This window comes from Salinispora mooreana (genome assembly GCF_000379065.1).
Classification (GTDB): Bacteria; Actinomycetota; Actinomycetes; order Mycobacteriales; family Micromonosporaceae; genus Micromonospora; species Micromonospora mooreana.
This window is the reverse complement of the sequence record NZ_KB900614.1, coordinates 592,895-606,688: the sequence shown is the minus strand read 5'-3', so window position 1 is coordinate 606,688 and position 13,794 is coordinate 592,895. Positions and strand designations below refer to the sequence as shown.

The 13,794-nt window shown below is 65.3% G+C and carries 11 protein-coding genes and 1 pseudogene; 4 read left to right on the top strand and 8 right to left on the bottom strand.

Annotation, left to right across the window (positions count from 1 at the left end):
- On the bottom strand, window positions 1-291 hold a 291-nt coding region (locus tag SALPAC6_RS0102855), incomplete at its 3' end, for a transposase (RefSeq protein WP_018251943.1).
- A 134-nt stretch (window positions 292-425) separates the two neighbouring features.
- Between SALPAC6_RS0102855 and SALPAC6_RS29305 the strand changes: the two genes are divergently transcribed.
- On the top strand, window positions 426-995 hold the full coding sequence (locus SALPAC6_RS29305; RefSeq protein WP_162561529.1) for a sce7726 family protein: 570 nt from the start codon (window positions 426-428) through the stop codon (window positions 993-995).
- Here SALPAC6_RS29305 and SALPAC6_RS31130 read toward each other — a convergent pair.
- The gene (locus SALPAC6_RS31130) at window positions 961-1,992 is read right to left on the bottom strand and encodes a beta family protein (RefSeq protein WP_080635989.1); all 1,032 of its coding nucleotides are present in this window, start codon (window positions 1,990-1,992) and stop codon (window positions 961-963) included. The genes SALPAC6_RS29305 and SALPAC6_RS31130 overlap by 35 nt on opposite strands.
- Before the next feature lie 623 nt (window positions 1,993-2,615).
- Here SALPAC6_RS31130 and SALPAC6_RS0102845 point away from each other — a divergent pair.
- Both SALPAC6_RS0102845 and nhaA read left to right on the top strand, forming a co-directional pair.
- Window positions 2,616-3,632 carry a TerC family protein gene (locus SALPAC6_RS0102845; RefSeq protein WP_018251941.1) on the top strand — a complete coding sequence of 339 codons (1,017 nt, stop codon included), beginning with the start codon at window positions 2,616-2,618 and terminating at the stop codon, window positions 3,630-3,632.
- 515 nt (window positions 3,633-4,147) lie between these two features.
- A complete protein-coding gene (gene nhaA, locus SALPAC6_RS0102840) occupies window positions 4,148-5,524 on the top strand; it encodes a Na+/H+ antiporter NhaA (protein WP_018251940.1) in 1,377 nt (458 codons plus the stop codon).
- Between the two features lie 59 nt (window positions 5,525-5,583).
- On the opposite strand, the pseudogene SALPAC6_RS27120 reads toward nhaA, so the two are convergent.
- Window positions 5,584-5,835 (bottom strand): annotated as a pseudogene (locus tag SALPAC6_RS27120) (chorismate-binding protein); the annotation flags it as partial.
- Window positions 5,836-6,398: 563 nt separating this feature from the next.
- Between SALPAC6_RS27120 and SALPAC6_RS25285 the strand changes: the two are divergent.
- Window positions 6,399-7,118: a Mur ligase family protein gene (locus SALPAC6_RS25285; RefSeq protein WP_223874415.1), complete on the top strand. Its 720-nt coding sequence runs from the start codon at window positions 6,399-6,401 to the stop codon at window positions 7,116-7,118.
- A gap of 94 nt (window positions 7,119-7,212) precedes the next feature.
- Here SALPAC6_RS25285 and SALPAC6_RS0102820 read toward each other — a convergent pair whose 3' ends face one another.
- From SALPAC6_RS0102820 to SALPAC6_RS25280, 5 genes are all read right to left on the bottom strand, one after another.
- Window positions 7,213-8,550 (bottom strand): right-handed parallel beta-helix repeat-containing protein, encoded by a 1,338-nt coding sequence (locus SALPAC6_RS0102820; RefSeq protein WP_018251937.1) that lies wholly within the window; start codon window positions 8,548-8,550, stop codon window positions 7,213-7,215.
- A gap of 266 nt (window positions 8,551-8,816) precedes the next feature.
- Window positions 8,817-10,229 (bottom strand): hypothetical protein, encoded by a 1,413-nt coding sequence (locus SALPAC6_RS0102815; protein WP_018251936.1) that lies wholly within the window; start codon window positions 10,227-10,229, stop codon window positions 8,817-8,819.
- 272 nt (window positions 10,230-10,501) lie between these two features.
- The gene (locus SALPAC6_RS29300; protein ID WP_018251935.1) at window positions 10,502-11,932 is read right to left on the bottom strand and encodes an autotransporter outer membrane beta-barrel domain-containing protein; all 1,431 of its coding nucleotides are present in this window, start codon (window positions 11,930-11,932) and stop codon (window positions 10,502-10,504) included.
- Window positions 11,933-12,138: 206 nt separating this feature from the next.
- The gene (locus SALPAC6_RS0102805; protein WP_018251934.1) at window positions 12,139-13,011 is read right to left on the bottom strand and encodes an aldo/keto reductase; all 873 of its coding nucleotides are present in this window, start codon (window positions 13,009-13,011) and stop codon (window positions 12,139-12,141) included.
- Between the two features lie 100 nt (window positions 13,012-13,111).
- Entirely contained in the window at window positions 13,112-13,771 is a 660-nt protein-coding gene (locus SALPAC6_RS25280) for a helix-turn-helix domain-containing protein (protein WP_223874301.1), read from the bottom strand.
- Between the last annotated feature and the right edge of the window lie 23 nt (window positions 13,772-13,794).

Below are 13,794 nucleotides of genomic sequence, written 5' to 3'. Positions count from 1 at the left end.
GTCGACCACCCACACCTCAGGCGCCACCACCTCGACCGCGGCCGTGGCCAGCCGCCGCCGCACACCGCCGACATCCCAGGTGGACGAGGTCAGGAACTGCTGCAACTGCTGATGATCCACCCCGAGCCGCTGCGCCATCGGCTGCATCGACTTCCGCCGGCCATCCAGCATCAACCCCCGCAGATACCGCAGACCCGTCGCCCGCTGATCCGACCGCCGCAACCCCGCGAAGATCCCCGCCGCGAAGTCCTCCAACCGCCCCCGCACCCGGGCGAGTTCCCGCTCATCCACGCACCGCAGCCAAACACCGCCACCATGCTCACACAAGCGACACGCCACAACGACCTAACAAAGCACTACTAGATGCGCTGAACCCCGTATGGAAGTATCGACGGCTGGGGAGCATCGGGCGAAGAGGAGGCGGGATGCGTGACAGCGATATACGTCAGGCGCTAACGGCTCGTCTTGCCTCGAAGCATCACTCGAAGCCGGACACTTACATCCGGCACGAGTTGGGTCTCTGCGCCGGCCGAACCAGGGTAGATGTGGCGGTCATCAACGGCCACATATCCGGTTTCGAGATTAAAAGCGATGAAGATAAATTGAGTCGGCTAGGAATGCAGGCCGAGTTGTATAGCAGGGTGCTCGACCGGGCCTCGCTGGTGACGACCGATCGGTATCTTGATCAAGCTTCAGAAATTGTTCCCTCGTGGTGGGGTGTCTGGCTCGCTGCTCCCGGTAAGCGCGCAGTCCGGATTCGGAACGTCCGCCGCGGCAGCCGCAATCCCAGTCCTAATCCGTTCTCTGTAGCGCAGTTGCTTTGGCGGGACGAAGGACTGGCTCTACTGAGAGAGCGCGGCAACCACGGTGGCTTGTCGAAGGCGCCGAGATGGTTCGTATGGGAACGCCTTGCCGAGACGCTGGAGCTGGGGGAGTTGCAGGCGGAGGTGCGGCGCGTGCTCAGGGCCCGGGAGGACTGGCCAGCTCGCTCGTAACACGTGCGAGGTGGTGCGAGGTTCCCCACGCTCGCCACTGCGTTGCGCTCCCTGGCCCCGGCTGACGTCTGGCGCACCGCGCGAGCTCGCTGTCGCCCCACGAGTAGTCCGGGCCCTCGGCTGGCCAATGGTCGGATGAGATTAGGGATTGACATAGGTCATAAAAGCTGTCGTTGCCGCCGGTCTCGTGGCGAGCCCACCGGTAAATCCACCAATGTTCACCGGCGGTGTACCTGAGACTGGGCAGCGGCCCGCGGGCGCCGGTCGCTTGAACGGCTGGATGAGCGATTGCGTAGTCGCCAAAGTCTGGGCCACGGTCGGCGAGCCGTTCCCAGAGTTTCCAGTCCCATCTCGTTAAAGGTGTTGCTTCGTTGCGGGGCAGGTTCGTAATGGCAGACGGCATGGCACCTGATGCGATCACAATTGATGCCCATCCCTCGCCCCCCAGTGAGTCCAGCACATTTCTGACGACCTGCTCCGCCCGGCTGACGTCTCTCTCGGATGAAACCTCGGCCATGTCTATTACCAAGTGGCATCGGCCTGGAGTGATCTTGGCGATTGACAGAGCTCTGGGAACTCGAGCTGCATCGGCGACAGGGTCGGGATCCGTGGTGACGCTGCCGAGTCGCACAATAGCCGTCTCGTTGTGGAGGCGAGCGGCCTCTCCGCACGCCGACAAGTGTTCGTCTGGATCATGCAGGCGGATGACCGGCGCGATCGGGATGCCCCAGTGGGCCAGGTCGTCGGCGATCTCCGTGATCAGTGGTCGACCGTCATCGTTGACTCTGGCGTAGGCGGTGTCCACTCCGAGGGTTAGGCCGGCAGGCGTCGCCTCTCGCACCTGACGTACGAACTTGAGGCCGGCTTGGGTTGGACCCTTATCCGAGGGGGAGACCTCGAACAGGGGCTGTGTGCGGCTGACCTCCTGGTCCCGAAGCTGCGCCAGCGCTTTGAACTCGCCTGCACGTGCCTTGAGTACGGGCCAGTATTGAGCCATAGCCGCCCCCTTTATGTCGCGATCGATCGAGACCTCCGACCACTGAAAGTATCTGAGAGGTTTCAATATGTAACGAGTTGACTTTGACCGATGAGTCTGATCTAAGCGCCCGGACAGAATGGTGTATATGAGAGTTGTAATGGCATTTATGGCTTCTGCCTGTTGGTAGCTTGTTCTATCGTTTCTGCGTGACCTGGGACATTCAGATCGGCGACGTGATCGTTCGGCGACAGCTTCATCAGCGGGTCGGCGGCTCCTGGCGGGGCGGGATAACGCGGCGAGATCCGACAACCGCTGAACGGCGTGAGGCTGACCTTGTGGGCCGATACGCAGCCGCCGTGGTAGCGGAGGGCGGCACCACGACGCGCATGGAAATCAGGCTTCCCGAGACACGAAACCAGCATCGTAAATCCCCCCGGGTCTTGACAGGCGAAACATACTTCGTGAATACTTCGTCGTAGTTCGAAGGGGAGTACCCGACGTTCCACGCACCGCCGTCAGTACGAGTCCGGCCTACCCGGGTTCCGGTGGTGCAGCCACTGGTTCAGTGGCTTGGGGAGACCTTCGTCCAGTACCGGCCGGCCTCTGGTGTGGTCCGGCCAGGACGAAAGGTCTCCCCTGGCATGTCCGTGTCCTGGTGGGTCTGGGCCGTACTCATGCTCGCGGTTGCCGCGATGCTGGCAGTCGACCTGTTCCTGCACCGTGACAACCACGTCATCGGGTTCCGCGAGGCCGCGATCTGGTCTGGTATCTGGATCGCCGCCGGTCTGCTGTTCGGCGTGATCCTGTGGCTGTGGCAGGGTGGCGAGGTAGCCGGCACCTATTACGCCGGCTACCTGATCGAGAAGGCGCTGTCGATCGACAACGTGTTCATCTTTGCGCTGATCTTCACCTACTTCGCCGTCCCCGCCGCCTTCCAACACAAGGTGCTGTTCTGGGGGGTCATCGGCGCCCTGGTGTTTCGGCTGGTGTTCATCATCGTCGGGGCGGAACTGCTGGGATCGTTCTTCTGGACCGCCTACGTGTTCGGTGTGTTCCTCATCTATACCGGCTACCAGATGGCATTCCGCCACGGCGGGCAGACCCCGCCGGACCGCAACCCGGTCGTACGTCTGGTGCGCAAGGTGATCCCGATCGACCCGGCATATCACGGCGACAAGTTCTTCACCCGAATCAACGGCAAGCGGGTGGCCACCCTGCTGTTCGTGGTGCTCATCGCGGTCGAGGCCACCGACCTGATCTTCGCCATGGACTCTGTGGCGACGATCCTGGCCATCACCACCAGCACCTTCATCGTCTGGACCGCCAACGCGTTCGCGATCCTCGGCCTGCGCAGCCTCTACTTCTGTCTCGCCGGGCTGCTGCGCCGCTTCGTGCACCTGCACTACGGACTCGCAGTCCTGCTCACCTTCGCCGGCGTCAAGCTGATCCTGTCGGAGACCCCGGTCGGCAAACTACCGATTCCGGTCACTCTCGGCGTCATCGTCGCCACGCTCACGGTGTCGATCGTATGGAGCCTGCACAGCACCCGCGGCACCACCACGGACGCCGTCGATGTCGGCGAGCCGACGGACTCCGCCCCGGCTTCGCGCACTGACCACATCGAACAGTTGCCGACACCGCGACGAGGAGCACGGTGATGACGACGACCCCGCTGTTTTGTCCGCCGAGCTGCCCACCACTGCGACCACCGATGTCGGGAACTATTCGACGCATGCCGCCGCGCAGCGGGCCGTGGGCTGCCTGCCCGGCCGATGGCTTCCCGGTCCGGCACGCCGCCGTCGTCGGTGTCGACCTATGCCTGGCTGATCGTCGTCGCGGTGACGCGCTGGCGCCGCGGTACGGGGCGTGGTCATCGGCGCAGTCGCCCAGGCCGCTACCCGCGGCAGCCGTGAGTCCTCACCACCGTCGACGAGCTCATCGAACTCGGGCTGATCCGCGGCGGCTGGAGCGCCCACTACCTTCGGTGCCCTCGACCACCATCACGGTGTCGCCCTCGCCGTCCGGAACGGACAAGTAACCGCCACGCCCGGCCCTCGCGAGCGAGGTGGGCAGCGACCCGGGCGGCGAGGCCGAGCGGTACCAAAGCTGCTCAGCCTCGCCGTGACACGTCCCTCGTGAGGCGTTGCCCCACACCTACCAGACAGGAGGACCGATGGACGCCACCCGACGAGAACTCCCGCCCGGATCCGTCGTACGACGCCAGGCCGGCCGCATCGCCGATGTCCTGCGCGCGGAGACGGCCGGCGGCGCGCTCCTGCTCGCCGGAGCCGTCATCGCGCTCATCTGGGCGAACTCGCCCGGATCCCCCGGCTACGACGCCATGCGCTCGTTCACTGTCGGTCCGACCTGGCTGCACCTGGATCTGTCGCTGGCGGCATGGGCCAAGGACGGCCTGCTGGCCATCTTTTTCTTCGTTGCCGGGCTGGAACTCAAACGCGAGTTCGTGACTGGTGAACTCCGGCAGCCACGCCGCGCCGCAGTGCCCATCGCCGCCGCCGTCGGCGGTGTCCTGGCACCCGCAGCCATCTACGTGCTGATCACTGCCGCCGCCGGTGCCGACGCCCTACGCGGCTGGGCCATCCCCGCCGCCACCGACATCGCCTTCGCCTTGGCGGTACTCGCCGTCATCGGCCGGCACCTGCCACCCGCCGTCCGGGTCTTCCTGCTCACCCTGGCCGTGGTGGACGACCTGATCGCCATCATGATCATCGCCGTTTTCTACACCGCCACCCTGTCGGTCACACCGCTGTTGGCCAGCGTCCTACCGCTGGTTGCCTTCGCGATCTTGCTACGACGCCGGGTGACCTCCGCCTGGCTGCTTCTGCCGCTGGCTCTCACCGCCTGGGCACTCGTGCATGCCTCCGGTGTCCACGCCACCGTCGCCGGAGTGCTGCTCGCCCTCACCGTGCCCGCCCGGCCGCAGGCCCAGCACGAGCACACCGTCGCGCCCACCAGCCTGATCGAACGCTTTGAGCACACCGTCAAACCGGTCTCCGCTGGCCTGGCCGTACCCGTCTTCGCCTTGATGTCCGCCGGGGTTGCCATAGGCGGCCTGGGCGGACTGGTATCCGCCCTCACCGATCCGGTCGCCATCGGCGTCATCGCCGGGCTCGTCATCGGCAAGCCCCTCGGCGTCATCGCGGTCACCTGGCTCGTCACCCGCCTCACCCGAACAGGTCTCGGCACCAATCTGACCTGGACCCACATCACCGGACTGTCTATGCTCGCCGGAATCGGCTTCACCGTCTCCCTGCTCATCGGTGAGCTCTCCTTCGCCGACGGCACCGAACGCCACGACCATGTGAAGATCGCCATTGTCACCGGATCTCTGCTCGCCGCCGTCCTCGCCGCCGTCATCCTGCGCCTGTCCCACCGTGCCCACCGACACAGCAACGACGCCATCACCCGCGACCCCGAGCAGACCCGAGCCGGTACGGCAGGACCGCCGTCGACTCACCGCACTACACCAGTGAATTCAACTCCGGCAACGACGGACGCGCACCAGCCGGCGCGGTCCCCGGCACCGTGAATCACGCCTCGTCGGGGACCGTCGGACGGTCGCCGTGGGCCAGGAGCGCACGGTTGTTGTCAGGGCCCCGCGCTCAGCGTGACTCGGACCGGGGCTGACTTCGCCGCCGCCTCGGCGACCTCGGCGTCAGGGCCGCTGCCCCCAGGTGATGCCGCCACCGGCCCACACGTGCAGGTGCTCGGCGTCGGCGGCGGCAGTGCGGATGGTCAGGCCAAGGTCGCCCCGGCCGGGGCGATCCAGCCCAGCGCGCCCATGCTGGCCCCACGACCGACCGGCTCCAATGCGGCGATGTGGTCCACGGCGGCCAGCTCTTGAGGCTGGGATGCTCTTTCCGAAGGATGGACGCCAGTGAAGCCGGACCGACCAGAGACACCCCATCAACGGTGGCCCGCTCCATCAATTGCTGCGCGAACTCCCGCTCGGCCGACGTCGGCCGCGGAAGTGGAGAAACGTTCTATTTCTGTCGTGACGTGGTCCGTTGGACAGGAGCTACGAGCTGTCCAACGGACCACACCCAGGTCAAACACGGAAATCTACGCCGTCCCGTCCGTGACGTCATCGATCACCAGCAGGGACAACGCCGAGAACACCATCTTCGTAGGATCACCGATCCTGCACACATGATCTCAACAGCATTGACCAACCTCGGTCACCACTGAATGTGAGACAGAGCCGAAATCTCTGCAGTCCCACAGTTTTACCTCGTGCCAGTCGGGCTGTTGCCAGTAGCCCAGTGGACAGGCATCCGCGATCCGGCTACAGCCCTCGATCCGCTGACTGCACACGGTAGGTTCAATCCGTGCTTCCGATGACTCTGCAAGAGATCACGACCGTTGTCGGCGGGGCCGTGCACGACGCTCCCCAAGGCGTGATCGTGACCGCCCCAGTTGTGTTCGACAGCCGCCGTGTCGAGGCCGGCGGCATGTTCGTGGCGCTGCCCGGTGAGCGCGTCGACGGGCACGACTTCGCCGCCCAGGCGGTCGAGGCCGGTGCGGCTGCGGTGCTGGCGTCACGGCCGGTTGGAGTACCCGCCGTGGTCGTCGAGGACGTGCCCACCGCCTACGGGCGACTCGCCCGCGCGGTGGTGGACCGGCTGCCGCAGATCACGGTGATCGGGGTGACCGGCTCGGTGGGCAAGACGTCGACCAAGGACGTCCTCGCCCAGGTGCTGCCCGTGTGGGGTGCCACGGTGGCCAACCGGGCGTCGAACAACAACGAGCTTGGGTTGCCGTACACGGTCACCCGCGCCACCGCCGATACCCGCTATCTGGTGTTGGAGATGGGCGCACGCGGCATAGGCCACGTGGCGTATCTGACCCGCATCGCCCCACCCACCGTCAGCGTCGTCACCCGCGTCGGACACGCGCACCTTGGCGAGTTCGGGTCGGTGGAGAACATCGCCCAGGTCAAAGGTGAGATCGTAGAAGCCACGGTCGCTCTCGGTCTGGGGCACCCGATCGAGGCGGTAGCCGACACGGTGTCACAAGCCGAGGCGGTGTCGCCGGGTCGAATGCAGGTCAGCGCCCGCGCCGATGGGGTGACCGTCACCTCGGATCGGTTGCTCAACCTGATTCAGCTTGTCCAGACGACCTGACCACGGCCGACGGGTCGGGGAAGAGGGCGAGGGGTTCCGCCCCTCCGCCGGTCAGCGGCAGGGACGAACCCCTCGTGACGGTCAGACGCTGGGGCTAGCCCGCGCAGCCGGGAACGTTGATGCAGTTGTTGGGCCGGTTATTGATGACGAGGGTACCGGTGGCGGTGTTCAGGTTCACCGTTCCGGCGTTGTTGAGGATGCCGCCGCCGGTGGTGATGGCGATATTTTCGGTTACCTTCGTGGTGAACAGGCTGACCGTCCCGAAGTTTTGGATTCCGCCGCCTACATCGGCCTGGTTGCCGATGAGCTTTGTTCGGCGCAACACCGTTTCGCCGCCGTTGAGTATTCCTCCGCCAGTGAACGTTGTGGTGTTGTTCTTGAGGAGGCTGTCCTCGACGACCGCGACGTTGTCCCCCTCTGCGACAAACAATCCGCCACCTGAGATGTCCGATACATTGTCCGACAGGGTGGCGTGCCGCATTGTCAGCTGCGCGGTGTTGTCGACCCGGACGCCGGCACCACTGCCGGAGCTGGTGTTTCCGGTGATTTTGGTGCCGGTCACCACACCGTTGGCGCCGAATACGAACAACCCTCCAGTGGTACCTGCTTGATTGCCGGAGACGCTGCCGCCCTTGATGGTGACGGTGTTGCCGGATTCGAAGACGCCGCCGCCGGCGTTGGCGATGTTCGCATCGATGTGAGACCCCCTGACGTTCAGGAGGCCTAAACTGTGTATTCCGCCGCCGCTGTCGCCGGCGGTGTTGCGGCTGACGGTAGAGTGATTGACTTTGCTGGTGCCGTTGTTGCCGATTCCCCCACCTGAGGTCAGCGCGAAATTTCGGGTGATGGTGCTGTGGTTGGTGGTGAGGGTGCCGCCGGGGTCGACGAGGATGCCGCCGCCGTCGTCAGGGGTGCTTCCGCCGGTGATTTTCAGTTTGTTGAGGGTGAGGTTGCCGCCGGTGTTGACGGTGAGGATGCGGAACGGGTCGGCGGCGGCGGCGCGTTCGATGGTGGTGTGTGTGTGGCCGTTGAGGGTGATGGGGGTGGTGATGGCGGGGAGGCCGGCGCCGTCGATGTCGGTGGTGAGGAGGTAGGTGCAGTCTGTGGCGAGGTTGAGGGTGGCGCCGCCGCGGGCGTTGGCGAGGGTGATGGCGGCGATGAGTGCGTCGGTGTCGCAGGGCACGGGGGTGCCCGGCGGCTTCTTCTCCTTCTTGCCCTTGTCGTTTTTGTCGTGGTGATCCCCGGCGGGGGATCGATCGTTGGCGGTGGCGAGGTTGTGTCCGGCTGTGTTGGCGGCCGTGGCGGCGGGGGTGCCGATGGTGGTGAGGGCGAGGCCGGTTACGCCGGCGAGCTCGACGGCCCACCATCGCCGTCGTGATCTCGTTGGTGTTGTACCCGGGCGGCCCGGTGGGGGTCGGTGTGGACGGTTCATCGCGGCGTTGGTGTCCTTTCCTCGTCACGGATGATGAACCCACCCAGGAGGTGGTAGCTGGCGGGTGGTTGCTCGGCCTACCGGGAGGCGGTAGCGGCCCCTTCAGTTGAACCCGAGGAGATGGTTATAGGGGTGCGAAGGGGAAGAAAATATCCATAAGAGCATTACGTCGCTGGAGTTCTGTTGTTCCTGTTCAAACGGTTTAGGGTTCCCTCCTCCGCCGGTTAACGGAGGAGGGAACCCTCACTTAGGTAGGTACGTGGTTGCTATCCAGCACACTCTGGAACGTTGACGCAGTTGTCGGGTCGGTTTTTGACGACAACGGTGCCGGTGGCGGGGTTCAGGTCTACCACGCCAATCGCATTGTTGAAGATGCCCCCACCGTCGGTGGTGGCGATGTTCTTGATCACCTGAGTATTGAAGAGTGTCAGGGTGCCGGTAAAGTTGTTGTAGATCCCGCCCCCCTGATTTCCAGACTGGTTCCCGATCACCTTCGTGTTGCGCAGCACCAGTAAATCGAAGTTGAATATGCCGCCACCATTAGCGACGGCGGTGTTGTTCTTGATGGTGCTGTCCTCAACGGTCACGACGGTGTCGGGGTTCACATTCAGGCCGCCGGCTAGCCCCATCGTTGTTCTGTTGTTGGCGATGAGGACCTTTCGGAAGGTGAGTTGCCCAAGGCTTACGTTAGCGCCACCCGCCGCACGGCCAGTGTTACCAGTGATCTCGGTGTTCGAGATCATGCCGCTTACATTGAACGCTTCCAGGCCGCCGCCGGCGGTTACGGACTGATTATCATTTATTCGACTGTGGTCGATCAACAGTGTTCCGTTGGTGCTCTGGATGCCGCCGCCGGAGGCGCCGCTGAGGTTGGCGGTGATGTCGGACTTGGTAACGGTGAGTAGGCCGGTGTTCCAGATGCCGCCGCCGGGAATGCCGGCGGTGTTTCGGCTGACGGTGGAGTGTTTGACGGTCGTGGTGCCGTTGTTGGCGATGCCGCCGCCGGGAATGCCGGCGGTGTTTCGGCTGACGGTGGAGTGTTTGACGGTCGTGGTGCCGTTGTTGGCGATGCCGCCTCCTGCGCCGTCGGCGATGTTGCGGGTGATGGTGCTGTGGTTGGTGGTGAGGGTGCCGCCGGGGTCGACGAGGATGCCGCCGCCGTTGTCGGTGGTCTGTCCGCCGGTGATTTTCAGTTTGTTGAGGGTGAGGTTGCCGCCGGTGTTGACGGTGAGGATGCGGAACTCGTCGGCGGCGGCGGCGCGTTCGATGGTGGTGTGTGTGTGGCCGTTGAGGGTGATCGGGGTGGTGATGGCGGGCAGTCCGGCGCCGTCGATGTCGGCGGTGAGGAGGTAGGTGCACTTGCTGGCGAGGTTGAGGGTGGCGCCGCCGCGGGCGTTGGCGAGGGTGATCGCGGCGATGAGCGCGTCGGTGTCGCAGGGCACGGGGGTGCCCGGCGGCCTCTTCCCTTTCTTGCCCTTGTCGTTTTTGTCGTGGTGATCCCCGGCGGGGGATCGATCGTTGGCGGTGGCGAGGTTGTGTCCGGCTGTGTCGGCGGCCGTGGCGGCGGGGGTGCCGATGGTGGTGAGGGCGAGGCCGGTTACGCCGGCGAGCCCGACGGCCCACCATCGCCGTCGTGATCTCGTTGGTGTTGTACCCGGGGGTCGGTGTGGACGGTTCATCGCGGCGTTGGTGTCCTTTCCTCGTCACGGATGATGAACCCACCCAGGAGGTGGTAGCTGGCGGGTGGTTGTTCCTCGGCTACCCGGGAGGCGGTAGCGGCCCCTTCAGTTGAACCCGAGGAGATGGTTATAGGGGCGCGAAGGGGAAGAAAATATCCGTTAGGGCATTGCGGTGATTCGGCTCTGCTTTCCCTGTTTAAAGGGGTTGAGGGTTCCCTCCTTCGCTGGTGGCGGAGGAGGGAACCCTTCATTCAGGTGGGTGTGCGTGGTTGCTATCCGACGCACTCCGGAACGTTGACGCAGTTGTCGGGTCGGTTCTTGACAACAACGGTGCCGGTGGCGAGGTTCAGGTTTACCACGCCGGGGACAAAATTGTAGATGCCCCCACCTTCGGCGGCGGCGATGTTCTTGACCACCTGGGTGTTGAAGAGGGTGAGGGTGCCGGTAATGCCGTTTAAGATTCCGCCCCCCTGGTTTCCGGACTGGTTCCCGATCACTTTCGAGTCGCGCACCACCAGCGAACTGAAGTTGAAGATGCCGCCGCCATTAGCGGCGGCGGTGTTGTTCTTGATGGTGCTGTCCTCGACAACCGCAGACGTGTTGGGGTTCACGTTCATCCCGCCGGCCAGCCCGGTTGTCGCGGTGTTGTTGGCGATGAGGACCTTTCGGGCTGTGAATTGTCCGGTATTCGCGACAACACCACCTGCTGCGGTGGCGGTGTTGTTGGTGATCTTGGTGTTCGTGATCATGCCGGTCCCGCCGAATGACTCCAGGCCGCCGGCGCTGGTCTGGCTCTGATTTGCGGTGATCCGGCTGTGGTCGACCAACAGTGTTCCGTTGGTGCTCTGGATGCCGCCGCCGGAGGCGCCGCTGAGGTTGGCGGTGATGTCGGACTTGGTAGCGGTGAGTAGGCCGGTGTTCCAGATGCCGCCGCCGGTGGTGCCGGCGGTGTTGCGGCTGACGGTGGAGTGTTTGACGGTCGTGGTGCCGTTGTTGGCGATGCCGCCTCCTGCGCCGTCGGCGATGTTGCGGGTGATGGTGCTGTGGTTGGTGGTGAGGGTGCCGCCGGGGTCGACGAGGATGCCGCCGCCGTCGCCGGTGGTCTGTCCGCCGGTGATTTTCAGTTTGTTGAGGGTGAGGTCGCCGCCGACGTTGACGGTGAGGATGCGGAACTCGTCAACGGCGGCGGCGCGTTCGATGGTGGTGTGTGTGTGGCCGTTGAGGGTGATCGGGGTGGTGATGGCGGGCAGTCCGGCGCCGGCGATGTCGGCGGTGAGCAGGTAGGTGCAGCCCTTGGCCAGGTCGAGGGTGGCGCCGCCGCGGGCGTTGGCCAGGGTGATGGCGGCGATGAGCGCGTCGGCGTCGCAGGGCACGGGGGTGCCCGGCGGCTTCTTCTCCTTCTTGCCCTTGCCGTTGCCCTCGCTCTTGCCGTTGCCCTTGCCCTGGTCGTCGTGGTTGCCCTGGCTGTCGCTGTGCTTGTCGCGGTTGTCGGCGTTGGGTTGGTGGGGTGTGTCGGTGCGGTTGTCGGTGGTCAGGGCGCGTCCGATGGCGTCGGCGGCCGGGGTGGCGGCGATGCCGACGGTGGTGAGGGCGAGGCCGGTCACGCCGGCGAGCCCGACGGCCCACCAGCGCCGCGGTGACCTCGTCCGGTGTCCGCCGGGGCGGTCCGGTTCGGGTCCGTGGGTGTGGTCCTGCTGGTTCATCGCGGTGTCGGTGTCCTTCCCCCGTGCGTGGCGAGGAGGCACCAGCCCCGGGGGCAGACCGGGGTGGTGTCGTCCTCGGCTACCGAGCAGGCGGTAGCAGCCACCCGCACGCTAAACCGACACAAACCCCAGAAGAACGTGAACCCGAAAAATTTGCCTAAATCGGGCGAAAGTGCCTAGACGGGCATCTAGTTGCACGGTTAGGGTTAGATGGCTCGAGTCAGGGCCTCGACCTGGTCGTCAGTGAGCGTCACCTCAGCGCTGGCCAGGTTCTCCTCCAGGTGCGCCATCGAAGATGTGCCCGGAATTGGCAGCATGACCGGCGAGCGGCGGAGCAACCACGCCAGGGCGAGCTGCGCGGGCGTCGCGCCGTACTCGGCGCTGATCGCTTCCAGCGGGCCGCCGGGGCGGGCGAGGTCACCGGTTGCCATCGGGTGCCAGGGAATAAACCCAAGATCGTTGCGCTCGCAGTACTCCAGCACCGGTTCGGCATCCCGGGTGCCCACGTTGTAGAGGTTCTGCACGGTGGCGATCGGGGTGATCCGCTGGGCTGCCTCGATGTGCTCGACGGTTACCTCGGAGAGGCCGATGTGCCGGATCTTGCCCTCCTGCTGGAACTGAACCAACACCCCGAGCTGGTCCTCGAGGGGTACCTCCGGGTCGATGCGGTGTAGCTGGTGTAGCGGGATGCAGTCCAGGCCGAGGTGGCGAAGGCTCATTTCGCACTGCTGGCGCAGGTACTTCGGGAGCCCGAGCGACTTCCAGTCGTTCGGCCCGCCCCGGACCAGCCCTGCCTTGCTTGCGATGACCAGATCATCGGCGTACGGGTGTAGCGCCTCTTTGATCAACATCTCACAGACGAACGGCCCGTACGAGTCGGCGGTGTCAATGAACGTGACCCCGAGTTCGACGGCGCGTCGGAGTACCCGAACCGCCTCCGCTGGATCGTCCGGCATGTCCCAGACCCCCGGGCCGGCGAGCTGCATGGATCCGTACCCGAGTCGGTTGACCGGGAGGTCGCCACCGATTCGGTAGGTGCCGGAGGTCCTGGCCGGCTGGTTGCTGGCGTCCGGTGACATGCAGGTGTCCCCTCGTCTGTGGGTGGGCCAACGGCAGACCCACCTGGTCGTTCTACCCCCTGCTGCTGGGGGCTATTCGCGCAACACCCATCGTCGTCGATCACTGCTGGGTGTGGTCGGGCGGTCGGCCGGGTCGGCGCGAGGGGCGATCGGATGCGGGCCGGCTGCCGTATTCCGGAGATGGTTGGGTCTTGGGTCTGGCCCGGAGGTGGGCCCGCTCTCCCTGCTGGCCGAAGAGGCTGAGGATTTCGACCGGCTGCTCCTCGGCGACGCCGAACCAGTGTGGGACTCGGGTGTCGAACTCGGCCGCCTCGCCGGGTGTCAGCACGAGATCATGCTCGCCGAGCAGGAGCCGTAGCCGCCCGTTGAGCACGTAGAGCCACTCGTACCCGTCGTGGGTCTTGGGTTCTGGCTCCCGCTTGCTGATCGGGATGATCAGTTTGAAGGCCTGGATGCCGCCGACTCGTCGGGTCAGCGGTAGCACGGTCATGCCGTGGCGGGTGACCGGGCGCAGGTGGATGCGGGGGTCGCCGGTGGGCGGTGCCCCGACGAGTTCGTCGAGGGTGACGCCGTGGGCGCGGGCGAGGGGGAGGAGCAGCTCGAGGGTCGGCCGACGGGTGCCCGACTCGAGCCGGGAGAGGGTGCTCACCGAAACGCCGGTCTCCGTCGAGAGGTCGGTCAGGGTGGTTCCGCGCTGGCGGCGTAGGGCGCGCAGTCGGGGGCCGACCGCGTCAAGAGCCTGGTGCAGGTCACCTTCCATGGCCATCAGTTTGCCACATCGGC

Bases quoted from the DNA above. Each gene is read 5' to 3' on its own strand.
- SALPAC6_RS31130 (WP_080635989.1), bottom strand. From the start codon at position 1,992: ATGGCTCAATACTGGCCCGTACTCAAGGCACGTGCAGGCGAGTTCAAA.
- SALPAC6_RS0102815 (WP_018251936.1), bottom strand. From the start codon at position 10,229: ATGAACCGTCCACACCGACCCCCGGGTACAACACCAACGAGATCACGA.
- SALPAC6_RS29305 (WP_162561529.1), top strand. From the start codon at position 426: ATGCGTGACAGCGATATACGTCAGGCGCTAACGGCTCGTCTTGCCTCG.
- SALPAC6_RS25280 (WP_223874301.1), bottom strand. From the start codon at position 13,771: ATGGAAGGTGACCTGCACCAGGCTCTTGACGCGGTCGGCCCCCGACTG.
- SALPAC6_RS0102820 (WP_018251937.1), bottom strand. From the start codon at position 8,550: ATGAACCGTCCACACCGACCCCCACCGGGCCGCCCGGGTACAACACCA.
- SALPAC6_RS0102845 (WP_018251941.1), top strand. From the start codon at position 2,616: ATGTCCGTGTCCTGGTGGGTCTGGGCCGTACTCATGCTCGCGGTTGCC.
- nhaA (WP_018251940.1), top strand. From the start codon at position 4,148: ATGGACGCCACCCGACGAGAACTCCCGCCCGGATCCGTCGTACGACGC.
- SALPAC6_RS29300 (WP_018251935.1), bottom strand. From the start codon at position 11,932: ATGAACCAGCAGGACCACACCCACGGACCCGAACCGGACCGCCCCGGC.
- SALPAC6_RS0102805 (WP_018251934.1), bottom strand. From the start codon at position 13,011: ATGTCACCGGACGCCAGCAACCAGCCGGCCAGGACCTCCGGCACCTAC.